Source organism: Parazoarcus communis SWub3 = DSM 12120 (genome assembly GCF_003226565.1).
Classification (GTDB): domain Bacteria; phylum Pseudomonadota; class Gammaproteobacteria; order Burkholderiales; family Rhodocyclaceae; genus Parazoarcus; species Parazoarcus communis.
On sequence record NZ_QKOE01000011.1, the window covers coordinates 39,230 to 62,017 of the forward strand.

The window sequence follows — 22,788 nt, forward strand, 5'->3', positions numbered from 1 at the left end:
ATTCTCCTCGTTAGAGATGACCTTAGGGTCCCCGGCTGACGCACGTTCGGTGAAGCTGGATTCGTGCTGCTTGATGACTGCCGTTGATTCCATTAACGGCGGCAGGGGGGAAAACTTGAGGCATTTTTTGCCGGTTTGCCGGCAAGCCTGTGTCAGGCCCTACAGCGTCATGTCTACGGCACGCCTGCTGGAGGCTTGAGGAGAAATAGCGGCCGCGTAAACGAAAAATGCCCCCGATTGCTCGGGGGCATCCGCCGAGGCCACTCAGCTTAACCGAGGAGCTGCAACACCTGCTGGGGCAGCGAATTGGCTTGTGCCAGCATTGCGGTGCCAGCTTGTTGCAGGATCTGCGTACGTGTCAGGTTGGCCGTTTCTGCCGCGAAGTCGGCATCCCGGATGCGGGAGCGCGAGGCGGACAGGTTTTCGCTGGTCGTCTGCAGATTGTTGATGGTTGCTTCGAATCGCGACTGCACCGCACCAAAAGCCGAGCGCTGGCTGTTGATCAGGTTCAGTGCGGCGTCGACCGTTTTCAAGGCCTGACTGGCTTTTTCGAAGTCGGTGATGTCGAGCTGGGCGACCTGGATCAAGGTCGAGCCGGTCGAGGTAAAAGCGTTGGTGCCGGTCGGGTTGACCGAGAACGACTTGTCCGAGTCGAGCGTGATGTAGCCACCGACGATGATGTTGTCAGGCGTGGTGTCCGCTGTCAGCGACACTGCAGGCGGCACCTGCTGCAAGTTGCCATCGGTGTCGCGATAGAGCTTGGTGACATTGACCGCACCGCCATTCAGCACCGGGGTGTCGGCGATCAGCATGTCCGCACCGGTCGGGTTGGTAAGGATGATCGAGTTGCCGTCCTCGGACAGTTGTGCCGTCACCCCGGTCTTTGCTGCCTGGTCGTTGATTGCGGTGATGGCCGACGACAGCGCATCTGCGCCTTGTGAGGCCGACAGCGTGAAGGAGACGGGTAGTGGGTTGTCGTTGTCCGAACGCAGGGTGAGTGAGTAGCTGCCTGGGGCGCCGAAGCTGAGTTCAACCTCCGTTCTGCCTGACGCGACGATGCCGGTGTCGGGCGAGTTGAGGTTGATGTTGGTGGCGATGTCCTTGGCAGACTGGTTGGCCGTGATGCTCACGTTTGCACTGCCCAGATGGCCGTTCATTGCCAGCGTGCCTGCGGTGACGCCGTTCGACCCCCATGCCCCGTTTGCCGCAGCTGCGCCGCTACCGAAGGTCTGGTTGTTGCCGTACTGCGAAGTGCGCAGGTTGGCGGTGGAAGTGGTGATGGTCTGATAGGCGTTGGCGCCGACCTGGAAGTTGGCGGTACCAAACGTGCCGTCGAACAACACCTTGCCGTTGAAGTTGGTGGTGGTGGAGATGCGATCCAGCTCCTGCACCAACTGGGTCACTTCGTTCTGCAAGGCCTGGCGGTCGCTCGACGAGTTGCTGGCGTTGGCCGACTGCACGGCCAGTTCGCGAATCCGCTGCAGGATGTCACCAGCCGAGCCGAGCGCACCCTCGGCGGTTTGTGCCAGGGAGATACCGTCGTTTGCGTTGCGCACAGCCTGGTTCAGGCCGCGGATCTGCGAAGTGAAACGCTCGGAGATCGCCAGGCCGGCAGCATCGTCCTTGGCGCTATTGATACGCAAGCCCGAGGACAGGCGCTGCAGCGAGGTCGATAGTGACCCGGCAGAGCTGTTGAGGTTGCGCTGAGCGTTCAGCGACGGGATGTTGGTGTTGATGACCTGAGCCATGATGGATCTCCTTCAAATTGAGCATTTCTCTGTTCGGAAACGGCTCAGGCTTCGTGGCCTCGATAGTACTGAGCCTTCGCAGACCATTTAGCGAATAGCGTGCCAGGTTTAAAAGTTGTTAAAAAACAAATATTTGTGATGTTTTTTGGGTTTGCCGGTCAAGCTTGCCGGTGGGTAGTTATTGCCGGTGGCGGCAAGATGTTCCGGGTGTAGGAAGTGCTTTGCCGGTAAGCCGCGCTCCGTATTGCGCTGCCGGAGAATGGGTTGAGGCTACGCGTGGGGCGATTGGGGCCGGTATGATCGCTGCCAGATGAGTGCCGAACTTGAGGGGGCAGGTGTGACCGAAATCGATCAGCAGTACGCAAAGGCTGTGGCGCTGCAAATGGCTGGCCAGGATGCCGAGGCTGTTGCGCTTTACCGCGAGATTCTTGACCGGGCGCCCGGGCATGCCGCGGCCAGCCATAATCTGGGCATGCTCTGTTTGGCGACCGGGGAAGGGGGGGAAGCACTTGAACGAGTCATGAATGCGGTGGAGTCGAGCCCGGCCGAGCCTCAGTTCTGGATCAGCTTGATCAAGGTGTTGCAGACCCTGGGCGAGCACGATCACGTGCCGGGGGTCATGGAGCAGGCTGCGGCTGCCGGCTTGGGGGCGTCAGACTTGGCCGCCTTGCGGCTGGCTGCAGGTGAGGGCGAGCTGCAGGACGTTGCGGGTGATGTGCGTGAAGTACCTGCGCCGGACACCTTGGCCGATCGTATCCATGCGCTGCTCAAGCGTGACCGCGTGGCTGGGCGAAGCGGACTTCGAAAGTTGCGCGGGCCGACTGCGTCTCAGGTCGACCAGGCCATCAAGCTGTTCCAGCGGGGAGATTTCACCGCGCTGGAACACTATGCCGGGGAAATGAGCCGACGCCATCCGCAGCATCCGACAGGCTGGCACTTGCTCGGCATCGCGCAGCAGATGCTGTGCACACACTATTACGGTCTTGAGGCCCTGATCAAGGCTGTTGGGCTGAAGCCGGCGGATGCCGAGTATTTTGATCACCTGGCATCGGCGCTGGAGCAGTTGGGAAAGCCGGAACTGGCCGCAGCGTGCTTCGCCCGGGGATTGGAACTGGCACCGACGCTTTTTCCGTTGTTGTTGAAGTATGCCCAGTGCGAGATCCGGCGCGGTAATGCGGAAGGCGCCGAGATACTGACGACAAAGTTGTGCGACGCATTTCCGAATTCGGCCGAAGCACACTATCTGCGCGGTTTGTTCCGCTCGCGAAGTGGTCAGCTTGACGATGCGATCCAGTGTTTCGAGCGCTCGATTGCACTCAATCCTGCACTGTCTGCACCCTATCAGGATCTGGGGTTGATCTATTTCAATCGCGGTAATCTTGAGCAGGCGATTGACTTGAGTCGCAAGGCGGTCGAGCAGATGCCCGGCAATGCGCCTTGCTTCAGCAACATGCTGTTCTTTGCGACGCATGACGAACACAGGTCGCCTGAGGATCTGTTTGCACTGCATCGACAGTACGCGCTGCGCTATGAGACGCCGTTGAAGGCGCACTGGCAGCCGCATGCCAATGACCGGTCCCCGGATCGCAAGTTGCGGATCGGCTATGTGTCGGGCGACTTTTACGGTCACGCGGTTGCCAGTTTCATTCTTCCGGTACTGGAGCGCCTGGACCGCACCCAGTTTGACCTGTTCGGTTTTTACAACCATACCGTTTGCGATGACATGACGCGGCGGATTGCCGCACAGTTCAAGTACTGGTTGCCCATTTCTCACGTAACGGATGCGGCACTGGCCGAGATTGTTCGTGCGTGTCGCATTGACATTCTGATCGATCTGTCTGGCCACACTGGCGGCAACCGGCTATTGACCTTTGCCCGCAAACCCGCGCCTGTGCAGATGACGGCAATCGGCCATGCCGATACGACGGGGCTGGATGCCATGGATTACTTCATTACCGACCGCGACCTTGCCCCGCCCGGTCGGTTTGATGCGCACTTTTCCGAACGCCTGATGGATCTGGACAGCGGCGTGGTTTTCTCGTTTCCGAACGATGCTCCGCCGGTCACGGATCTGCCTGCCCTGAGCAATGGATATCTGACTTTCGGCAGCTTCAATCGTCCTGGCAAGATTACCGCGCGGACGCTGGATTTGTGGACCGAACTGATGCGTGCGCTGCCTGATGCCAGGATGTTGCTGGGTTCAGTCAATGATGAGCAGATCCGGCGCAAGCTTGAGCAGGGCTTTGCTGAGCGCGGGGTTGCCGCAGAGCGTTTGCGCTTCATGCCACGTGTTGCGGTTCCAGAGTACCTTGCTGCCCACGGGGGTATCGACGTGTTGCTGGATACCTTTCCGTTTAACGCGGGCACCACCTTGTTGTATTCGATGTGGATGGGGGTGCCGGTGTTGACCGTGCGTGGTGACCGTTATGTCTCCAATCTGGGGGCAGCGGTCATGGCAAAGGCGGGGCTGCCCGATTTCGTGGCCGATGACGCCAGCGGGTTCATCAACAAGGGCGTTGAGCTGGCGGCAGATCTCGAGTGCTTGGCAAGCGTCCGTGCCGGTTTTCGCGAACGCTTGCAGGCACGCCCCCAGTTCGATCCCGCATTCGTCACCCGCTGCATCGAAGGTGGATTTCGGAAGGCTTGGCATGCCTGGGTCAGCACCCATGCTGTTTGACGGTAGAAGTGTGTCAGCGGCCTGCTTCGCATAGCAGGAAGATGCTGGCGCACAGGTCGGGATATTGTTGGCCGAGCGCATAGCAGCCGTCGAGATACTCGGCTGACACGATGTCGGTTTGCAGCAGACGATCCCACTGGAAGTTTGCCAGTGCCTTGAAGAAGATCCCGCTGCGGTGAACGATGTTGAGGCCGGCCATCCGCGCATGCTGTTCGAGCGTGTCCAGTGCATAGGTCCGGCGGTGGCCGTGCGCGGCTTCTGCGGGCGTAACGGCTGAATGATGGGCAATCAGCCCCATCTTGACGGCAATCTGGCGCGAGGGGGCATTCGCGTTCGGACACACAAGAAACAGCCTGCCCCCGTCCGCAAGCCAGTCATGATTGATGCGGCGGAGCAGACCGACGGGGTCGTCGAGGTGCTCCAGGACATGCGTCAGCACGATGTTGTCGTATCTGCGTGGCAGGGACACGGTTTCGAATGCCCCGTGGATCAGCGTTGCGCGCTCGCCAACACGGGATCGCGCAATCATTAACGCTTCGTCAGATCCTTCGACGCAGGTCAGGTCGTGAAAGTGATCGAGCAGACGCAAAGTGAAGTCACCGCGAAAGCTGCCCAGTTCGAGCGCATTGCCGGGCCTGAAGAACGGGATGAAGCTGCGCATCATGTAGGGGTGCATGACGTCGAAGTCGAACCCGTAGGCGTAAAGGCGGCCGTCGTTGTCGACGGTCTCCCGGTTGAAGTCGCGTGTCTGATTCATCGGATCTCCTCGTCGAGCGGCAGATGGAGGGTCGTGGATTCGTCGGATTGGTGCTGCAATCGGTAGCCTTGGCGCAGGTATCGCTCCAAGGCCTTGAGGTTGGCCCGGGCGACCTCGAGTTCGAGGCGTGCAAACCCGAGCGTTCTTGCATGCTGGCGGCAATGTTCAAGCAGTTCGGCGGCAACACCCTGGCCGAAGTACTCAGGGGCCACGCTGACGTTGGTGATGAAGCCCCGTTCGAAGTCTGCTGCATTCAGGTAAGCCGCAACAAGTCCGACGAGCTCGCTGCCTGACCATGCCTCGAAGCGTTCAGCGTGGGTGGTCAACTTGGTGGCGTAGTGCCGGATGTCCACCCGGGAGGACAGCGCGGGGATGAAAAAAGCGTCGCATCGATGCAGGTGTGCGGCAATCTGGTCGGGGGTGGCGTGATTGCGGCAGTACCTTGGTGTTCTTTTTGTCATGGTTCGAGCGTGGCGAGACCAAACCCTTCGCGACCGAATGCGTTGCCGTTGTAAATCAGGTGAATACGTCCATCACACTCGAAGGCGTGGGGGTAGCATTGCATGTCACTGTCCCACTCGCCTGGCGTGCCCGCGAGTGCGAGCATGTCATCGTCGCGCGTCCAGTCGATCAGGTCATCGGACCAGGCGTGACCGATGCGGTAGCCCCTTGCGCGGTTCTGACGAAAATCGAAAGACTCGCGATAGCAGAAGAACATGTGATGACGGCTTCCGATCAGGACGACGGTCGGGAGGGCCTGGCTCTCGTCCTTACCCAACTTGTCGGGGATGATCTGACGGGCTTCTTCCTTGACCCAGCTGATGCCATTGGTGGAGATTGCGTGGCCGATCTTGTAGGTCCTGTCAGGCGGGCTGCCCGTTTGGTAGCGCTTCCAGCCGGTACCGAAGATGTACCACATGTGAAAGCAGCCATCGATGATTTTCACGAAACCGTCCCCCACCAGGCAGGGCTCGTGCAGGGAGGCTGCCAGTACGGGCCCGCTGCCCGCGCGCTGATAAGTCTCGCCGCCGTCGTGACTGACGGCAAGGCCGATTGCGGTGTCCACCGAAACCGATACGCGACGGTTCCAGCCGCAGGTGTAGGCGAGGATATGGTCGTGCATGGGCACGACGTTCATGGGAAAGATACCGTGTTCGTCAAAGCAGCCCAATTCCCCAAGCGCAATGACTTCGTGGTCCGAGACCCTCAGGATCTTGTCAAGATTGCGATCCATGTCGACAAAGGCAATATGGCTGAGATACTTGCCGTTTGCTGGATCGATTGCCCGGGTAGAGAAGTAGATCCGCACCCGGTCTGTCAGCACGAGGGCTTGTGGCGATTGGGCGAACTGCTTGCCGCCCAGGGGGAGGGCATGCTCCCGGGGGTCGAAGATCTTGCCGCGCTTGAGCCATCTCATGAATTCACTCCAGACGTCCTTCGAGCACTGCCAGCCCGAAGCCATATCGACCGACCTGATCGCCGAGGTAGGCGAGATAGGTGGTGCCGTCGACCTCGAACACATGCGGATAGCTGATCATTTCGGCGTCCCAGCCTGTGGGCGAGACATCGATGCCAGCCCGGCTGTCATCACGAGTCCAGGTACGCAGATCGGTACTGAAGGCATAGCCGATCCGATAACCTCGATGGCCATTGCGGTAGCCTTCGCTGTAACGGTAGCAAAAGAACATGTGGTACCGGCCATTGGCAAAGAAGACGTCGGGGCTGGCTTGTGCTTCGTCGGCTTCGATGCGGCTTTCGATCAGGTCGCGATCCAGACGCGTCCAGTTCAGGCCGTCTTCGGAGTGGGCCATCCGGATCTTATAGACAGGTTCGGCCCGGCCATCGACCGACTTCCATTTTCGTCCGGCAATGTAGAACAGGTACCAACGGCCGTTGAAGCGGCGGATCTTGGGACCACTCAGTACAAAGGGTTCATTGAGTGAGTAGCCGAGTACCGGACCGTTGCCGACCTTTGCGAAACGGGTACCGCCATCGTGGCTGATCGCGCAGCCGATTGCGACATTGAAGGGGACCGATTCGCATCGTGTCCAGCCTGCATAGTAGGCCCGAACGAGATCGCCGTCAGCGATCACCGAGACGGGGTAGATACCGAATTCGTCGAACTCGCCAAGTCCGCCGAGCTCCAGGATGGGTTGCTCAGCAACGGCCCGGATCTTGAAGAGGTCGTTCCGGTCAAGGTCAACCCAGGCCGAATGGCTGACATACTGGCCATTGGCGTCGGCCGGTGGGCGACAGGAAAAGTAGACCCGTACGACGTCATCAAGCACCAAGGTGGCGGGCGCCTGTGCGAACTCCTTGAGCCACGGACGGCTGCCGACAGACTGAGGGGTGAAGACTTTGCCTAGCTTCTTCCAGCGGAACATGGATCAGACCAGATCGTAGTGATGGAGCAGGTGTGCTTGAACACGCTCCACCGGATTAAACATCAATACGTCGATGATCGACAGCCAGGGTACGAATGGCGCACCAAATTGTGGATACTCGATGGGGCGCGATTTCAGAAACTGAAGTTGCAGCCCGCGAGCCGCAAAGCTGGCGTGATCGTAAAGCGCCGTGCCTCCGATGGCATTGATATAGCATGTTGCCCCCGTCGCTTCGCAGAGGGCGAGTACTTTGTCCTGCCCCTTCTGGCGATGGTCAATGTCAAGCGCCGAGGATGTGACAATGCGACTACGGATGCCGAGATGGCCACAGATCGCTTCAATCGAGTTCAGGATGAAGGCAAAGAGATTGGGTGCGTCTGCCTGCACGATGCGCTCCAGCAGGGCTCGCGTGGGGGGGTAATACGGTGCTGCGGCATAAGCCCCGTGAAACTGCCCGAGCAGTTTCACGGGCTTGAAGTCTGCGGCGAGGTGACGCTCGACCACATCGAGCGTGTCGGAGGCCTTCTGCAGGGGGAGCGAGAACAGCACGTCATGTCCATCTGAGAGCAGACGGTTGCGATTGATCCAGCCTTTTTTGGTGTACTTGATGTTGTCGTAGATGATGAATACATCTACGGCATTGATGAGCTGGAAGTAACCGATGTAAGGCAGGAAGTAGGGTTGCATGATGGCCACCCGTGTCTCGCCATTCCCGCCGCCTTGCGGTGTGGCAGGTGCTGATGCGTGTGCTTCAGTGCCGTAGGTCATGCAGCGCGGGCAAGTGTGTCGATGATCTGGTCTTGAACGGACGCTGCAAGGTCAGGATAGATCGGAAGGCAGAGAACCCGATTTGCAATCTCTGCGGCCTGCCCAAGCCGCGCCGGATTCGAGCTGGGTAAGCCCCGATACATGGGAAATGAGCTGACCAGCGGATAGAAGTAGCGTCGGGCCAGTACGTCCTTGGTGCGGAACAAATCGTATAGCTGTTCGCGATCGAGCGGGTAGTCGTCCTCGACGAATACCGGGCAGTATGCGTAGTTCCATTGCAGCTCGGCAGGAACCGCCAAGGCCCGCAGCCCGCGAATCGTGCGGATGCCCTGCAGGTAGCGTTCATGGATACGGGCCCTCGCCGCCAGCGCTGCGTCGATATGCTTGAGCTGGAGCAGGCCGAAGGCTGCCTCGACTTCGTTCATCTTGCCGTTGATGCCGGGCGCGACCACGGTGACTTCGTCTGCGAAACCGAAGTTTTTCAGAAAGTCGATGCGGCGTTTGATCTTGATGTCGGGACAGATGATCGCGCCACCCTCGAAGGTATTGAATACCTTGGTCGCATGGAAACTGAGGATGGAGAGGTCGCCATGGCGCAGGATGCTGACCCCGTCCTGCCTGACGCCAAAGGCGTGGGCGGCGTCGTAGATGACCTTGAGCCCGTAGGTATCTGCGATGCGCTGGATACGGTCGACGTCGCAAGGCAGGCCGTAGCAGTGTACGGGCAGGATGGCGGTGGTCGCCGGAGTGATGGCTTCTTCAATGCGGTCAGGGTCGAGGTTGCAGGTGTGGGGGTCGATATCGACGAAAACCGGCTTGATGTTGTTCCACAGCAACGCGTGGGCGGTGGCGGCGAAGGTGTACGGGGTGGTGATGACTTCGCCGGTGATGCGCAGGGCCTGCAGTGCGGTGACCAGGGCGAGTGTGCCGTTGGCAAACAGACACAGATGGTCAACGCCGAGATAGGCGGCCAGCTCGGTTTCCAGTTGTTCGTGGAATGGGCCGCTGTTGGTCAGGCGGCGGCTGGCCCAGATCTGTTCCAGATAGGGAATGAACTCTTCCAGCGGCGGCAGCAACGGGCTGGTAACCGGGATCGGGTTGGCCATGACCGCGTCTCCAATTTGACTTTGGTGGTCATCATAGCCTTGCCGGGCTCAGGCGGTCAGGCGATTAAGCAAGACAAAACCGTTCAATTCGCGTTTGCCGATGCGGTTTGCGATGTTCAGTCGAGGTTGCGGAACACCCGCTGCCAGGCAATTTCCACCCCGAGGCCGGTGAGATTGACCGGCTGTCCTTCGGCAATGTCGTGCAACTCCCACACGCCGGAGGGGACACGGCGGAAAAGCTCGATACGGCGCAAATCGGGGTCGACCAGCAGGTATTCCTGCAGCGATCCGATCTGGCGGTACGCCGAGAACTTGACACCACGGTCGTAGGCCGCAGTGGAGGGGGAAAGCACTTCGACGATCAGTCTGGGGTGCTGGATGAACAGGTCGGCCTTGTGATCGATCGGGTCGCAGGTCACCAGAACGTCGGGGTAGAAGTAGGCGTGGTCGGTGGCTGCCTGCAGTTTCATGTCAGCCATGTAGGCGCGGCAGGGCGAGCCGTCCAACGCAAGATCCAGTGCCGCTGCAATGTTGAGCGACACGGTGACATGTTGACGGCTCGCTCCGCCCATGGCGAAGACCTCTCCATGGTAGAACTCGTGCTTTTCGGGTTGCGTGGCTTCCCAATCCAGATAGGCTTGGGCAGTCAGCGACTCAAGGGGTTGCGGCAGTGCCATGATGGGCGTCTCCACTCCATACGTGCCTGAACCATACGTGCCTGAACAGGCCGATGATAGTCCGTGGCGACGCCCTTGTCATGTCCGTCAGCCTTCCGCACGGTAAGGTTTGCCAAGTGACATCGGCGAGTTCAGACGGATGGTGTTGACGTTGCGCGAGATCACCACCAGCACGATGATGGTGGCCCAGTAGGGCAGTGACGACAGGAACTGTGCCGGAAAGTCGAGCTGCATGCCCGAGCCCTGGATGAACAGCTGGGTGATCATCACACCGCCGAACAGATAGGCGCCGATCATCACCCGCAGCGGCCGCCAGGTGGCGAATACCACCAGCGCAAGCGCAATCCAGCCGCGACCCGCCACCATGCCCTCGACCCACATCGGGGTGTAGAACACCGAAAGAAAGGCGCCGCCCATGCCGGCCATGGCGCCACCGAACAGGACTGCGAGGTAGCGGATCAGGATGACCGGGTGGCCGATGGCGTGGGCTGAAGCGGGTGACTCGCCCACCGCACGCAGCACCAGCCCGGCGCGGCTGCGGTACAGGAACCACACCACCACCCAGAACAGCGCCCAGGACAGGTAGACCAAGGCTTGCTGGTTGTACAGGGCTTCGCCAATCAGGGGCAGATCGGCGATGAAGGGGATTCGGATCGGCGGTACCGCGGGCAGCGCAATCGATTCGAAGGGTTTGCCGATGAAGGCGGACAGTCCGACGCCGAAGATAGACAGCGCCAGCCCGGCCGCCACCTGGTTGGCCTGCAAGGTCAGGGTCAGGAAGCCAAAGATCAGGGATACCGCCATCGCCGCGGCCATGCCGGCCATCACGCCGAGCCAGGGGCTGCCGCTGTGGTGGGTGACGGCAAAGGCGGCCACCGCGCCCATGGCCATCATGCCTTCGGCCCCCAGGTTGAGCACGCCGGCCTTTTCGTTGACCAGCAGGCCCAGCGCAACAATGATCAACGGGGTGCCCGCCACGACAGTGGCGAACAGCATCGAGGTGAACAAGCTAGCGTCCATGACGACCCTCAGGCGGTAGCGCGGCCGAACTTGAGCCGGTAGTGGATGAAGACGTCCGAGCCCAGCAGGAAGAACAGCAGCAAGCCCTGGAACACCAATGAGATCGAGCTTGGAAGATTCATGTACTGCTGCACCTGTTCGCCACCGATATAGAGCAGGGCCATCAGCAGGCTGGCGAACAGGATGCCAACCGGATTCAGGCGGCCGACAAAGGCGACGATGATGGCGGCAAAGCCGTAGCCCAGACTGACCTTGTCGGTGAGCTGGCCCATTGGCCCGGCGACTTCGCACATGCCGGCAATGCCTGCCGCGGCGCCGCCGGTCAGCAGGCCGATCCAGATCATCCGGTTGGCGGAAAAGCCGGCGTAGCGTGCGGCGTCGGCCGCCTCACCGGCCACGCGCATCTTGAAGCCGGTGTAGCTGCGATTCATGAAGGCGTAGCCGGCAAGCAGCGCGGTCAGCGCGATCAGGAAGCCGAAATGCAGCCGGGTGCCTTCCACCAGCACCGGGAGCAGGGCATGGTCGCCGAACATGGCCGTCTGCGGAAAATTGAAGCCATCCGGATCCTTCCATGGGCCGAACACCAGCCACGACACGAAAAGCTGGGCGACATAGACCAGCATCAGCGATACCAGGATCTCGTTGGCGTTGAAGCGGGTCTTGAGCAGTGCCGGTATGGCCGCCCAGGCCGCGCCCGCTAACGCGCCGGCGAACACCATGGTGGGCAGGATCAGGCTGCTGTCGGATTCCTGGAAGTACAGCGCCACACCGGTGGCGCCGACGGTGCCGAGCATGAACTGGCCTTCGGCGCCGATGTTCCAGATGTTGGCCCGAAACCCCACCGCCAGACCGATGGCACACAGCATCAGCGGCGTGGCCTTGAGCAGCAGCTCGGAGACGCCATAGAGATCCTTGACCGGGTTGAGCAGGAACAGACGCAGGCCCTCGACCGGATCCTTGCCCAGCATCGAGAACACCGCCATGCCGGCCATCAGCGTCAGCACCGCGGCCAACAGGGGCGACAGGTAGGACATCAGCCGCGAGGCTTCCGGACGGGGTTCCAGCCTAAGCATGGGCGACCTCCGCGGCGCTGTCGGTGCTGAGTTCGGAGCCGGGCCACAGGCCGCTCATCCACACCCCGATGTCTTCCACCGTGGTTTCGGCTACTGGGCGCAGCGGTGACAGCCGGCCTTTGGCGATGACGGCGATGCGGTCACAGATCTCGAACAATTCGTCCAGCTCCTCGGAGATGACCAGGACTGCACAGCCCCGGTTGCGCAAGTCGATGAGGGCCTGGCGGATGAAGGCGGCGGCACCGACATCCACCCCCCAGGTGGGTTGTGCACACACCAGCAGCCTGGGTGACTGCAGGATTTCGCGGCCCATGATGAATTTTTGCAGGTTGCCGCCGGACAGTGATCTGGCCGGTGCGGCAGCACCACCGCACTTGACGCCGAAGCCGTTGATGCAGCGTTCGGCAAAGCTGCGCGCGCGGGAGAAGGACAGGAAACCCCCCGCCACCAGGCCTTGTGTCTTTGCTGCGGTCAGGATCGCATTGTCGGCGAGCGACATCGTGGGTACCGCACCGCGACCCAGGCGTTCCTCGGGCACGAAGCACATGCCCAGCTTGCGTCGCTGCCCCGGGTTGAGGCGGCCCGCCTCGACGCCGAGGATCTGTACCGGGAACTTCTCCGCCAGTACCTCCTCGCCAGAGATGGCGCGCAGCAGCTCCTGCTGGCCGTTACCGGAGACGCCGGCAATGCCGACGATCTCGCCCGCGTGCACATCCAGGTGAATGTCGCGTAAATCTGTGGCAAAGGGGTCGGCGCTGGCGTGGGACAGGCCGGCCAGACGCAGGCGGATTTCACCGGTATGAGTGGGGCTGCCGTGCTCGCATACCGGCAGATCCTTGCCGATCATCAGCCGGGCCATGGATTCGGGCGTTTCCTCGGCCGGTTTGCAGTGCCCGGTGACGCGGCCGCCACGCAGCACGGTGGCGGTATGGCAGAGTTCCTGGATCTCATCGAGCTTGTGGCTGATGTACAGGATGGCGCAGCCTTCAGCAGCCAGTTGTCGCAGGGTCTCGAACAGCTTGCGCACGGCCTGCGGGGTGAGTACCGAGGTGGGCTCGTCCATGATCAGCAGGCGTGGGTTCTGCAGCAGGCAACGCACGATCTCCACACGCTGGCGTTCACCCACCGACAGGGCGTGCACGTGGCGGCGCGGGTCGACGGGCAGGCCGTAGCGCTGCGACACGGCCTCGATGCGCCGGGCCAGTTCATCCAGATCGGGCTTGCCAGGCAAGGCCAGTGCGACGTTTTCGACCACGGTCAGGGTTTCGAACAGCGAGAAATGCTGGAACACCATGCCGATACCCAGTTCGCGCGCATGCGCCGGGCTGCTGACCGTCACCGCCTGGCCTTCCCACTGCATCTCGCCCGAGGTCGGGCGGGTCACGCCGTAGATGATCTTCATCAGTGTCGACTTGCCGGCCCCGTTCTCACCGAGCACCGCATGGATTTCTCCTGGCGCGACACTCAGGTTGATGCCGTCATTGGCGACCACGGTCGGATACACCTTGCGGATGTCACGCAGCACGAGTCGCGGGGGTAAGGTCGAGGACGGCGGGGGGGGCGAGGTCATGAGCTTATCGGATGGTGGCGGTGGAGAGATCGGCATGGTCGCGATGCTGACCCTGGCGGCGCAGTGACAGCAGGTGGGCGGCGATGGACAGAGCGATGACTTCCGGCTCCTTGCCAACGATGCCGCGATCGCCCACCGGGCTGGTCAGGCGGGCAACACGCGGCGCGTCGTAGCCGCGGGCCTGCAGGCGGCCGGCAAAACTGGCACGTTTGGTGGCCGAGCCTATCAGACCGAGAAAGCGGAAGTCGTTGCGATCGAGCCAGGCCCGGACCAGGTCGAAATCGAGCGCATGGCTGTGAGTGGTGATGAGCACGGCAGTATCGGCGGGCAGGTGGCGGACTTCGGCAACCGGGTCGTCGGTGAGCAGGGGGCGCGTATTGTGCGGCATCTGGGCAAGAAATTCGCTCTCGCGGCTGTCGATCCAGGTGATCCGGATGGGGAGCCGGGCCAGGGTCGCGACCAGGGCACGGCCGACGTGGCCGGCGCCGAACAGCGTGAGCTGCAGCTCAGCCGGGCGGATCAGCTCGACGACGTGGCTTGTTCCCGGCTCGTCCAGGCCGGTGAGGGTCGCCCCTTCTTCCGGTCCTTCGAGCAGGCGCTGAAGGCTGGCGCCAAGTTCGGGGTGATGGGTGTCGGCCAGGGCGTGGGTCAGCGAAAGGATGCGTGCGCCATGCGCGCCGGGCGAGACCACACGAACCCAGCTTTGCCCGGCTGCGGTCATTGCCCGCGCGTGCTCGACCGCGGGCAGGTCTGTCAGGGTGACGACGTCGAAGGCCAGTTGCACCCTGCCGCCGCAACACTGGCCGAGACGCGCCCCAAGGGCGTAGTGTTCCAGCCGCGCTGGCGGCATCAGGCCGGCCAGATCATCGTCGAGCATCTGGCGGGCGAGTTCAACCGCCTTCAGTTCGAGATGCCCGCCGCCAATGCTGCCAAAGATGCCGCGCGGGGTCACCAGCATGCGTGTGCCCGGTGCGCGCGGGGCGGAACCGCGCACATCGGCCACGCCCACCCATATTGCAGATTCTCCCTTGCTCAGATGGGCGGCCAGGATGTCGAGCAGGCGGGCGATGTTCATGCGGCTGCAGCCTCGCTGGCGAGGTGGGCGCGAAGCGCGTCCAGGCTGCGCAGGATTTCTTCGGGGGTTGCCGGGGCATTCAGCTGGGGTGTCAGGCGGTAGTCTCCTGCTGCGGCGATGGCGTCCTTGATCGCATGCCATACCGACAAGGCGAGCATGAAGGGGGGCTCGCCGACGGCTTTGGAGCGGAAGATCGAATCTTCGCTGTTGATGCCGCGTTCCCATAGCCGTACGTTGAATACCGGCGGCAGGTCGGACACTGCCGGAATCTTGTAGGTGGAGGGCGCGTGAGTGCGCAGTCGGCCCTTGTCGTCCCACCATAGCTCTTCCATGGTCAGCCAGCCCATGCCCTGGATGAAGCCGCCTTCGACCTGGCCGAGATCGATTGCCGGGTTCAGTGAATGGCCGACGTCGTGCAGGATGTCGGTGCGCAGCACCCGGGATTCGCCGGTCAGGGTGTCGATGGCCACTTCGCTGCAGGCAGCACCGTAGGCATAGTAGTAAAACGGTCGGCCGGACAGGGTGTGGCGATCGTAAGCGATCCGGGGGGTGCGGTAGTAACCCGTAGCCGACAGCGATACCCGCCCCATCCAGGCGGCGTGGGCAAGTTCGGCAAAGCTGAGTTCGGTATTGCCGGCGCGGATGCGGTTGGGCAGGAATTCGACCTGATCCTCGCGGCAGCCGAACTTTGCCGCGGCGAACTCGGTCAAGCGCGCCTTGATCTTGCGCGCAGCGTCCTGCGCCGCCTTGCCGTTGAGGTCGGCACCGCTCGAGGCCGCGGTGGCCGAGGCGTTGGGCACACGGGCGGTGTCGGACGCGGTGACGCGGATGCGATCGATGTCGATCTGCAGTTCGCGCGCGACGACCTGGGCGACTTTGGTAAATAGACCCTGACCCATTTCGGTGCCGCCATGATTGAGCATCACCGTGCCGTCGGTGTACACATGCAGCAAGGCACCGGCCTGGTTCAGATGTGTGGCGGTAAAGGAGATGCCGAACTTGACCGGCGTCAGGGCAATACCGCGCTTGATCACCGGACTGCTGGCATTCCACTGCCGGATTGCAGCGCGTCGGCTTGCATACTGGCAGCTGGCTTCGAGCTCGGTGGTCATGGGAGCCAGCACATTGTCTTCGATGCGCTGGCCGTAATGGGTGGTGTTGCGTTCGTCGACGCCGTAATAGTTGAGTTTGCGGATCTCCAGCGGATCACGGCCGAGGTGGCGGGCGATGTTGTCGATCACCTCTTCAATACCGAACATGCCTTGCGGGCCGCCAAAACCGCGAAAGGCAGTATTCGACACGGTGTGTGTCTTGCAGCGGTGCGAGTCGATCGCGACTGCCGGCAGGTAGTAGGCATTGTCGGCATGGAACATCGCACGGTCTGCAATCGCGCCGGTCAGGTCCGCTGAATAGCCTGCACGGGTGGATTGGCGGAAACGTACCGCAGCCAGCCGGCCGTCGTCGTCGAAACCGGCCTCCCAGTCGATGCGGAAGTCGTGACGCTTGCCGGTGAGTATCATGTCGTCGTCGCGGTCCAGGCGCAGCTTGACCGGACGGCCGGTACGCAGGGCGCCGATTGCAGCGATGGCAGCAATCTGTCCTGGCTGGCTTTCCTTGCCGCCAAACCCGCCACCCATGCGCCGGCATTCCACCACCACGTCCTTGGCGTCGACGCCCAGGGCATGGGCCACTTGCAGCTGAACTTCGCCCGGGTGCTGGCTGGAGGCGTACACCTTCATGGTGTTGTCTTCCTGCGGGATGGCGTAGGCGATATGGGTTTCCAGGTAGAAGTGATCCTGGCCTCCGTGCCGGACGGTGCCTGACAGACGGTGCGCGGCCTTGGCGAGGGCGCCGTCCACCTCGCCCTGGCGCAAGCTGACGTCGGGCAGGACCCGGGTACCGGCTTCGAGCGCGTCGTCGACCGACAGCACGGCGGGCAGGGCCTCGTACTCGACTTGTGCCAGGCGAGCGGCGGCACGTGCTGCATGCATGTCCTCAGCCAGGACGGCGAACAGGGCCTGGCCGTGGAACTGTACTTCGCTGGTGGCAAAGATCGGGTCGTCGTGGACGACCGGACCAAAGTCGTTGAGTCCGGGAATGTCGTCTGCCGTCAATACGGCAACCACGCCGGGTGCTGCGCGAACGGCGTCCAGATTGATGCTCTGGACCCGGGCGTGTGCGGCAGTGGCGAGGCCGATGGCTGCATGCAGGGTGCGCCTCAGTTCCGGCAGGTCGTCGATATAGCTGGCGCTGCCGGTGACATGCAGGACGGCGGACTCATGCGCGAGGGCCTCGCCGGCGCTGCCGATGGGCTGCACGGGGGCGTGATGCGGGGTCGTTGTGATGGATTCAGCCGAGTTCATCGGTCACCTCCAGGGTATCGAGGCGGGTGGTGACACCGGTCATGTCGAGCTGCAAGCGGGTCAACAGGTTCTGCGCCACGCGCATGCGGTAGTCGGCTGAAGCACGCATGTCGGAAAGGGGCTGGAAATCCTGCGTCAGTGCGTGGTGTGCATCGGCGAGCGCAGCGGCGTCAAAGGGGCGACCGATCAGGCTGGCTTCGGTCAGCACGGCGCGCCGCGGGGTGGCGGCCATGCCGCCAAACGCCAGCCGTGCGTGGGTGATGATGCCGTCCTCATGCGTGATCGCAAGTCCGGCGAAGACGGCCGAGATGTCCTGATCGTGGCGTTTGGACACTTTCCACGCCCGGATCAGCGACTCGCCGTTGCTCTGGCTGTGGAGCGGGATACGTACCGCACGCACGAACTCGCCGGGGGTCAGGTCTTTCTGCTGATAGCCAAGGTAGAGCGCCTCGAGTGGCAACTGGCGCTGCTGCTTGCCTCGTTGCAGCACGACTTCGGCACCGATCGCGATCAACGCGGGCATGGAGTCTCCGATCGGGCTGCCGTTGGCAATGTTGCCGCACAGCGTGCCGGCATTGCGGATGGGGCGCGACGCAAAGCGCCGCCAGAGTTCGGTGAGTTCCGGGTAGTGCGGCAGGATGTGGTCGAAGGCGTCCTCCAGCGTGACGGCAGCGCCGATCTCGAGCGTATCTGCGCTGAGTTCGATGCGGGCCAGTTCGCGCACGCGACCGAGATAGAGCAGTACTGGCAGTGCGCGGAACTGCTTGGTGATCCATAGCCCGACATCGGTGCTGCCGGCCAGGATGGTGGCTTGCGGATGCTCGAGCAGCTGTGTGGCAAACGCCTCGAGCGTGCGCGGCGCGATGAAGCGGGTGAGCGTGCCATCGCCACGTGTATGGGACAGCATCAGCGTGGTGTCATCGTGTTCGATGGCCTCCAGTCTGGCAAGCAGGCGCGCGGCAGCAGGGTCCTTGTCCGCCCGCCACACAGGCGCAGGCAAGCTGCTTTCGGGTGCGGGCAGGTGGTACATGGCCTGTGCGGCGTCGAGGATGGGGCGGTAGCCGGTGCAGCGGCATAGATTGCCGGACAGGGTGTCGGCAATCGATTGCTTGTCCGGTGCGGCTTGACTTTGGTAGAGACCGAACAGCGACATCACGAATCCCGGTGTGCAAAATCCGCATTGCGAGCCGTGGCTCTCGACCATGGCTTGCTGGGCGGGGTGGAGCACGCCATGGGCTGTCCTGAGGCTCTCGACGGTAAACAGGGCCTTGCCGTGCAGGGTCGGCAGCAGCTGGATGCAGGCATTGACCGCCCGCCAGCGCAGGCTGCCGTTGCGGGCTTCGGCGATGACCACCGTGCACGCGCCACAATCGCCTTCGGCACAGCCTTCCTTGGTACCGGTACGCGCTTCGTGTTCGCGCAGCCAGTTGAGTACGGTGGTCGTGGGTGCGAGGTCGCGGATGCGAACGTCGCGGCCATCGAGCAGGAAATGGATTTCAGCGGAGTTCATGTCTCAAATGTAGCATCTGCTGCGCGGGGGAACATCGTGACTCGTTTATACAAGGTATTGAATCATTGGGATTTTGGGTGCCGAGATGGTGCGTTGCGGCAAAATTCGCCCCATTCCGAGGCGTGAGCCGGTGAATTCAGGGATGGACGAGCAGACGGCTTTGCCGCGGCAGGTGGCGGGTGAGGAAGTCCATCTGGTCGGCGAGGATGTGGCGATTGCTCAGAATCAGGTATTCCGCCTTGTTGGGCACATAGGGGGCGTACAGCAGCGCCATTCTTGCCTGCTCGGGGGTGCGTCCGCTCTTGCGCTGGTTGCAGGGGCGACAGGCGGTGACCACATTCATCCAGATGTCGCGGCCGCCTTGCGATACCGGGTGAATGTGGTCGCGGGTGAGCTGGCTGCCCGGCAGGCGATGGCCGCAATAGGCGCACAGGTGCTGGTCACGGCGGAAAAGCTCACGGTTGTTCAGGGGCGGGATCTTGTGCAGGGCGTCCGGCCGCAGCGCACGCCCCTTGATTGCGATGATGCTCTGGGTGGTGATTTGCGAGCGTTCGCCGGTCAGGCGCGAGGTGCCGCCCAGAAAGCGAAAGGCGTGATCACCGACACTCCAGGCGACCAGGTCGCGTGCGTGATAGTGACAGGCGGCTTGCCAGTTGATCCAGCGGTGCGGGGTGCCGTTCATGTCGAGCGACAGTATCCACGGATGCTGGCCGTCGTCCTGCATGGCCAATCCGTCCGCGCCCAGCAGCGTCATCCCGTGATCGATCAACACGTGCCCTCCGTCGCCCTGACAGGGCGCGCCTGCAATCGGCGTGCCCGGCGAATCAATCTAAACAGACATTGGGATGGCGTGCAAGGGCCTGAGGGCCTGCCTCAGCGCCCGATCAGCCCGGGAGGCGGATCGTTCAGGCTGACACTGCAGGTGTGAAAGCCCCAGCGGCCGTCACGGCGGTCGGCGAAGTAACGGCGCAGGGACAAGGCAATGGTGCGGAAGGCGATCTCGTCCCAGGGAATGTCAGCTTCGTCAAAAAGCGCGACTTCAAGCGATTCTTCGCCTGGTCGAAAGTCGAGATCGAGCAGACGGGCGCGATAGACGATGTGAACCTGGCTGATGTGCGGTACATCGATCAGCGAGAACATGTTGCCGACTTCGATGCGCGCGCAGGCCTCCTCGAGGGTTTCGCGGGCAGCGGCCTCTGCGGTGGTCTCCTCGTTTTCCATGAAGCCTGCAGGCAGCGTCCATTTGCCATGACAAGGTTCGATGGCGCGCCGGCACAGCAGGATCTTGTCTTCCCATTCGGGAATTGCACCGATGACCAGTTTCGGGTTCTGGTAATGGATGGTGCCACAGTGGTCGCAAACATGGCGGGGAAGGGTGTCCCCCGGCGGGATGCGGAAGGCCACGGAGGCGCCGCAACTGGAGCAGAATTTCATGTTGGTGGTCGCGCTGGCGGACGTTCGAATGTTCCCGATTCTAATCTCTAAAGCCGGTGTGGCACGATCCGTGCCGATCGCCGCGCTGTGGCCAATTGCGTCGGGCTGGAGCTGATTTCACTCTCGCGGTACAGTGCGTGCAAGACCAACAACAATTTTTTGATGACATCGAGATGAATGTCGTCATGGAGCAGCTGACCGACCATGTCTCCTCCGATCGAACTGAGTCGCTTCGCCCAGCTCAAGGCAACGGGTGACTTGCCTTCGCCGCGTGGTGTTGCGCTGGCCATCATCCGCATGACACAGGACGCAGAAGTTCCCATGTCGGAGCTGGCCCGCGTGATCAAGACCGATCCCGCTTTTGTTGGACGACTGGTCAAGGCCGCCAATGGCCTTGCCGGCGGGCAGCGTCGGGCGATCGTGGCGGTGCACGAGGCCTTGATGGTGCTTGGCTTGCCCGCAGTGAGAACGATGGCGCTGGGGTTTTCCTTGTTGTCGAACTACCGCAAGGGGCATTGTGCGGGTTTCGATTACGGCCTGTTCTGGTCATCGTCCTTGTTGATGGCCTTGTCGATGCAGACGCTGATGCAGCGCTTGCGCCTTGCCGCGGCTGATGAAGCCTTCAGTGCGGGGCTGCTGTCGCGCGTTGGTGAGCTGGCCATGGCAACGGCGTACCCGGTGGAGTACTCACGGGTGCTTGAGACGCTCAGGCGGTCGCCCGAGCGGCGCCTGCTGGATCTGGAGCATCAGGCGCTGGCCATGACGCATGCCGATCTTGGCGCTGCGATGCTGGCCGACTGGGGGTTGCCCGCGGTCTTTTACGAACCGATCCGTTACTTCGAGCAGCCTGACAAGGCTGCATTCTCTGAAGGCTCCCGCGAGTTCGGCATGTTGCAAAGCCTGATTCTGGCGCGGGCCCTGACCGAGATCTGTCAGGCGCCCGAAGCGGAGCAGTCCGCGCTGATGGTGATGTCCTTAAGGTGGGCGCAACGTCTGGGCCTGTCGCGGGAAGAGTTTGTCGACATGTGTGTACGCGTCGCCGGGCAGTGGGTGGAATGGGGCAAGTTGCTGCAGTTCGATACCGCGGCAACGCCCGATTTCGCTACCTTGGGGCAGGAACCGGCAAGCGCGGATGGGACCGTCGGGGGGGGCGTCACGGCGGCTTCCGGATTGAAAGTCATGCTCGTCGAGCGGGAGGAGGCCGAACGGCAGGTGCTGCGCAGCGTGCTTGAGGACGCCGGGCATCAGGTGTTCGAGAGTAGGGGCGGGCAGCGGCTGATTGAGCAGGTGCTGGATGTGCAGCCCAATATGCTGGTCATGGGACAGTCTGAGCCCGGGCTTGAGCAGGGACGACTGATCAGGGGTTTGCGTGCGACCCGGGTGGGGCGGGCGATGTATATCCTGCTGCTGACGCCCGAAGACGATGAACAAGCCATGGAGGCTTTCGAGGCGGGTGCGGACGACTTCCTTCAGCGGCCATTGCGGACACGCCTGTTTGCTGCGCGGCTCAATGCGGGGCAGCGTGTTGTGCGCTTGCAGCAGGAGCTTGAGCGTGATCGCGACGAGATCCGGCATTTTGCAGCGGAGTTGGCGATTTCCAATCGCCGCTTGCAGGAGGCGGCGCTGACCGATGCGCTGACGGGCGTGCCCAACCGTCGCTACGCGCTCGAGCGCATGCAGCAGGAATGGGCTGCAGTCGTTCGCAATCACCGACCCTTGTCGGTGATGATCATCGATCTCGATGACTTCAAGCCGATCAATGATGCCTTCGGGCACGACATTGGTGACATGGTCCTGCGTCAGACTGCAGACGCCTTGCGCGGTGCGCTGCGCGGGCAGGATGTGCTGTGTCGGACCGGGGGGGATGAGTTTCTTGTCATCTGTCCGGAAACGGGGCTTGAGGCTGCACGGGCTTGCGCAGAACGTTTGCGCCTTGCCGCCGAGCATCTTCGTGTCGAGACCGGTGGCCCCGTGCTGCAACTGACGGTCAGCATCGGTGTTGCTGCTCGAGACGACACGATGGCCGATGTGGATGCCCTGATCAAGCGGGCCGATCGTGGTGTTTATCAGGCCAAGGAGCAGGGACGCAACGCGGTCGGATTGGTGGTGCCGTCCTGAGGTGGGTGCATGACAGGGGCTGGATTGCCGAGGTGAGTGCGGCGGTCGACCAAAGTCGCTCAATTTGTCGGATGTTGTATTTTTGATACGACGTTAGGGGTATATCTGCGGGGTCTCGCTTGCGCGACTTGAGAAATTACTTTAACTTCGAAGCCGCTTGTCCCTGATAGGGAGCTTTAATCCATGAAACGTCCTGATTTTCAGGCCGAAATTCGCGAACTGAATCTGGCTTATCTGATGCTTGCGCAGCAAATGCTGCGCGGTGATCGGGAGACCGCGCTGTTTCGTCTCGGGCTGAGCAAGGATGTTGCCGATTTCATCGAAGGCCTGTCAGCAGCCAAGCTGGTCCGTATGGCCAGCAACCAGATGCTGCTTCCGCAGTTTCGCTTTGATGATGAACAGCTTGCCCGGTTGATGGCAGGTGAAGGGCGTGATGCAGCCAGTTCGAGTTTGCATGCTGCGATTCTCGCGGCAGGCAAGGCGGCTGAGGAAGCGGCCTGAGGAGATT

19 protein-coding genes are annotated in these 22,788 nt (G+C 62.1%); 3 read left to right on the forward strand and 16 right to left on the reverse strand.

The features are described 5' to 3' along the window. Window positions 1–269 precede the first annotated feature (269 nt). Window positions 270–1,748 carry a flagellin N-terminal helical domain-containing protein gene (locus DNK49_RS14825; RefSeq protein WP_110526128.1) on the reverse strand — a complete coding sequence of 493 codons (1,479 nt, stop codon included), beginning with the start codon at window positions 1,746–1,748 and terminating at the stop codon, window positions 270–272. A gap of 310 nt (window positions 1,749–2,058) precedes the next feature. Here DNK49_RS14825 and DNK49_RS14830 point away from each other — a divergent pair, with 310 nt between their 5' ends. After that, entirely contained in the window at window positions 2,059–4,425 is a 2,367-nt protein-coding gene (locus tag DNK49_RS14830) for a tetratricopeptide repeat protein (RefSeq protein WP_110526131.1), read from the forward strand. A 13-nt stretch (window positions 4,426–4,438) separates the two neighbouring features. Here the strand turns inward: DNK49_RS14830 and DNK49_RS14835 are convergent, their stop codons facing one another. The 15 genes from DNK49_RS14835 to DNK49_RS14905 all read right to left on the reverse strand — a co-directional run bounded on the left by DNK49_RS14835 (window position 4,439) and on the right by DNK49_RS14905 (window position 20,162). After that, window positions 4,439–5,182 (reverse strand): class I SAM-dependent methyltransferase, encoded by a 744-nt coding sequence (locus tag DNK49_RS14835; RefSeq protein ID WP_110526134.1) that lies wholly within the window; start codon window positions 5,180–5,182, stop codon window positions 4,439–4,441. Then, on the reverse strand, window positions 5,179–5,643 hold the full coding sequence (locus DNK49_RS14840) for a GNAT family N-acetyltransferase (protein WP_110526137.1): 465 nt from the start codon (window positions 5,641–5,643) through the stop codon (window positions 5,179–5,181). Before DNK49_RS14840 ends, DNK49_RS14835 begins: the two co-directional genes overlap by 4 nt. Further along, the gene (locus DNK49_RS14845; RefSeq protein ID WP_110526140.1) at window positions 5,640–6,599 is read right to left on the reverse strand and encodes a glycoside hydrolase family protein; all 960 of its coding nucleotides are present in this window, start codon (window positions 6,597–6,599) and stop codon (window positions 5,640–5,642) included. Before DNK49_RS14845 ends, DNK49_RS14840 begins: the two co-directional genes overlap by 4 nt. A 4-nt stretch (window positions 6,600–6,603) precedes the next feature. After that, on the reverse strand, window positions 6,604–7,566 hold the full coding sequence (locus tag DNK49_RS14850) for a glycoside hydrolase family protein (RefSeq protein ID WP_110526143.1): 963 nt from the start codon (window positions 7,564–7,566) through the stop codon (window positions 6,604–6,606). Window positions 7,567–7,569: 3 nt separating this feature from the next. Then, window positions 7,570–8,253, reverse strand: coding sequence for a WbqC family protein (locus DNK49_RS14855; RefSeq protein WP_207806997.1), 684 nt, complete (start codon window positions 8,251–8,253; stop codon window positions 7,570–7,572). 77 nt (window positions 8,254–8,330) lie between these two features. Then, a complete protein-coding gene (locus DNK49_RS14860; protein ID WP_110526148.1) occupies window positions 8,331–9,440 on the reverse strand; it encodes a DegT/DnrJ/EryC1/StrS family aminotransferase in 1,110 nt (369 codons plus the stop codon). A gap of 116 nt (window positions 9,441–9,556) precedes the next feature. Beyond that, window positions 9,557–10,117 (reverse strand): Uma2 family endonuclease, encoded by a 561-nt coding sequence (locus DNK49_RS14865; RefSeq protein ID WP_110526151.1) that lies wholly within the window; start codon window positions 10,115–10,117, stop codon window positions 9,557–9,559. A gap of 87 nt (window positions 10,118–10,204) precedes the next feature. Further along, window positions 10,205–11,137: an ABC transporter permease gene (locus tag DNK49_RS14870; protein WP_110526154.1), complete on the reverse strand. Its 933-nt coding sequence runs from the start codon at window positions 11,135–11,137 to the stop codon at window positions 10,205–10,207. An 8-nt stretch (window positions 11,138–11,145) separates the two neighbouring features. Further along, window positions 11,146–12,210 (reverse strand): ABC transporter permease, encoded by a 1,065-nt coding sequence (locus DNK49_RS14875; protein WP_110526157.1) that lies wholly within the window; start codon window positions 12,208–12,210, stop codon window positions 11,146–11,148. Continuing rightward, complete coding sequence (locus DNK49_RS14880) at window positions 12,203–13,816, reverse strand: ABC transporter ATP-binding protein (protein ID WP_207806998.1); 1,614 nt, start codon at window positions 13,814–13,816, stop codon at window positions 12,203–12,205. Before DNK49_RS14880 ends, DNK49_RS14875 begins: the two co-directional genes overlap by 8 nt. After that, window positions 13,785–14,855 carry a xanthine dehydrogenase accessory protein XdhC gene (gene xdhC, locus DNK49_RS14885; RefSeq protein ID WP_110526162.1) on the reverse strand — a complete coding sequence of 357 codons (1,071 nt, stop codon included), beginning with the start codon at window positions 14,853–14,855 and terminating at the stop codon, window positions 13,785–13,787. The genes DNK49_RS14880 and xdhC overlap by 32 nt, the downstream gene beginning before the upstream one ends. Next, window positions 14,852–17,218 (reverse strand): xanthine dehydrogenase molybdopterin binding subunit, encoded by a 2,367-nt coding sequence (gene xdhB / locus DNK49_RS14890; RefSeq protein ID WP_110526165.1) that lies wholly within the window; start codon window positions 17,216–17,218, stop codon window positions 14,852–14,854. Before xdhB ends, xdhC begins: the two co-directional genes overlap by 4 nt. Further along, window positions 17,205–18,728: a xanthine dehydrogenase small subunit gene (gene xdhA, locus DNK49_RS14895; RefSeq protein WP_110526168.1), complete on the reverse strand. Its 1,524-nt coding sequence runs from the start codon at window positions 18,726–18,728 to the stop codon at window positions 17,205–17,207. The genes xdhB and xdhA overlap by 14 nt, the downstream gene beginning before the upstream one ends. A 136-nt stretch (window positions 18,729–18,864) precedes the next feature. Continuing rightward, on the reverse strand, window positions 18,865–19,500 hold the full coding sequence (locus tag DNK49_RS14900) for an HNH endonuclease (RefSeq protein WP_243632382.1): 636 nt from the start codon (window positions 19,498–19,500) through the stop codon (window positions 18,865–18,867). A 101-nt stretch (window positions 19,501–19,601) separates the two neighbouring features. Next, window positions 19,602–20,162 carry an NUDIX hydrolase gene (locus DNK49_RS14905; protein ID WP_110526171.1) on the reverse strand — a complete coding sequence of 187 codons (561 nt, stop codon included), beginning with the start codon at window positions 20,160–20,162 and terminating at the stop codon, window positions 19,602–19,604. Window positions 20,163–20,366: 204 nt separating this feature from the next. Between DNK49_RS14905 and DNK49_RS14910 the strand changes: the two genes are divergently transcribed. Both DNK49_RS14910 and flhD read left to right on the forward strand, forming a co-directional pair. After that, on the forward strand, window positions 20,367–22,280 hold the full coding sequence (locus tag DNK49_RS14910) for a GGDEF domain-containing response regulator (protein ID WP_110526174.1): 1,914 nt from the start codon (window positions 20,367–20,369) through the stop codon (window positions 22,278–22,280). 183 nt (window positions 22,281–22,463) lie between these two features. Then, entirely contained in the window at window positions 22,464–22,781 is a 318-nt protein-coding gene (flhD, locus tag DNK49_RS14915) for a flagellar transcriptional regulator FlhD (protein WP_110526177.1), read from the forward strand. Window positions 22,782–22,788 lie beyond the last annotated feature (7 nt).

Excerpts from the sequence above, each read along its gene's own strand:
- DNK49_RS14825 (WP_110526128.1), bottom strand. The coding sequence starts at position 1,748 with ATGGCTCAGGTCATCAACACCAACATCCCGTCGCTGAACGCTCAGCGC.
- DNK49_RS14830 (WP_110526131.1), top strand. The coding sequence starts at position 2,059 with ATGAGTGCCGAACTTGAGGGGGCAGGTGTGACCGAAATCGATCAGCAG.
- DNK49_RS14835 (WP_110526134.1), bottom strand. The coding sequence starts at position 5,182 with ATGAATCAGACACGCGACTTCAACCGGGAGACCGTCGACAACGACGGC.
- DNK49_RS14840 (WP_110526137.1), bottom strand. The coding sequence starts at position 5,643 with ATGACAAAAAGAACACCAAGGTACTGCCGCAATCACGCCACCCCCGAC.
- DNK49_RS14845 (WP_110526140.1), bottom strand. The coding sequence starts at position 6,599 with ATGAGATGGCTCAAGCGCGGCAAGATCTTCGACCCCCGGGAGCATGCC.
- DNK49_RS14850 (WP_110526143.1), bottom strand. The coding sequence starts at position 7,566 with ATGTTCCGCTGGAAGAAGCTAGGCAAAGTCTTCACCCCTCAGTCTGTC.
- DNK49_RS14855 (WP_207806997.1), bottom strand. The coding sequence starts at position 8,253 with ATGCAACCCTACTTCCTGCCTTACATCGGTTACTTCCAGCTCATCAAT.
- DNK49_RS14860 (WP_110526148.1), bottom strand. The coding sequence starts at position 9,440 with ATGGCCAACCCGATCCCGGTTACCAGCCCGTTGCTGCCGCCGCTGGAA.
- DNK49_RS14865 (WP_110526151.1), bottom strand. The coding sequence starts at position 10,117 with ATGGCACTGCCGCAACCCCTTGAGTCGCTGACTGCCCAAGCCTATCTG.
- DNK49_RS14870 (WP_110526154.1), bottom strand. The coding sequence starts at position 11,137 with ATGGACGCTAGCTTGTTCACCTCGATGCTGTTCGCCACTGTCGTGGCG.
- DNK49_RS14875 (WP_110526157.1), bottom strand. The coding sequence starts at position 12,210 with ATGCTTAGGCTGGAACCCCGTCCGGAAGCCTCGCGGCTGATGTCCTAC.
- DNK49_RS14880 (WP_207806998.1), bottom strand. The coding sequence starts at position 13,816 with ATGCCGATCTCTCCACCGCCACCATCCGATAAGCTCATGACCTCGCCC.
- xdhC (WP_110526162.1), bottom strand. The coding sequence starts at position 14,855 with ATGAACATCGCCCGCCTGCTCGACATCCTGGCCGCCCATCTGAGCAAG.
- xdhB (WP_110526165.1), bottom strand. The coding sequence starts at position 17,218 with ATGAACTCGGCTGAATCCATCACAACGACCCCGCATCACGCCCCCGTG.
- xdhA (WP_110526168.1), bottom strand. The coding sequence starts at position 18,728 with ATGAACTCCGCTGAAATCCATTTCCTGCTCGATGGCCGCGACGTTCGC.
- DNK49_RS14905 (WP_110526171.1), bottom strand. The coding sequence starts at position 20,162 with ATGAAATTCTGCTCCAGTTGCGGCGCCTCCGTGGCCTTCCGCATCCCG.
- DNK49_RS14910 (WP_110526174.1), top strand. The coding sequence starts at position 20,367 with ATGTCTCCTCCGATCGAACTGAGTCGCTTCGCCCAGCTCAAGGCAACG.
- flhD (WP_110526177.1), top strand. The coding sequence starts at position 22,464 with ATGAAACGTCCTGATTTTCAGGCCGAAATTCGCGAACTGAATCTGGCT.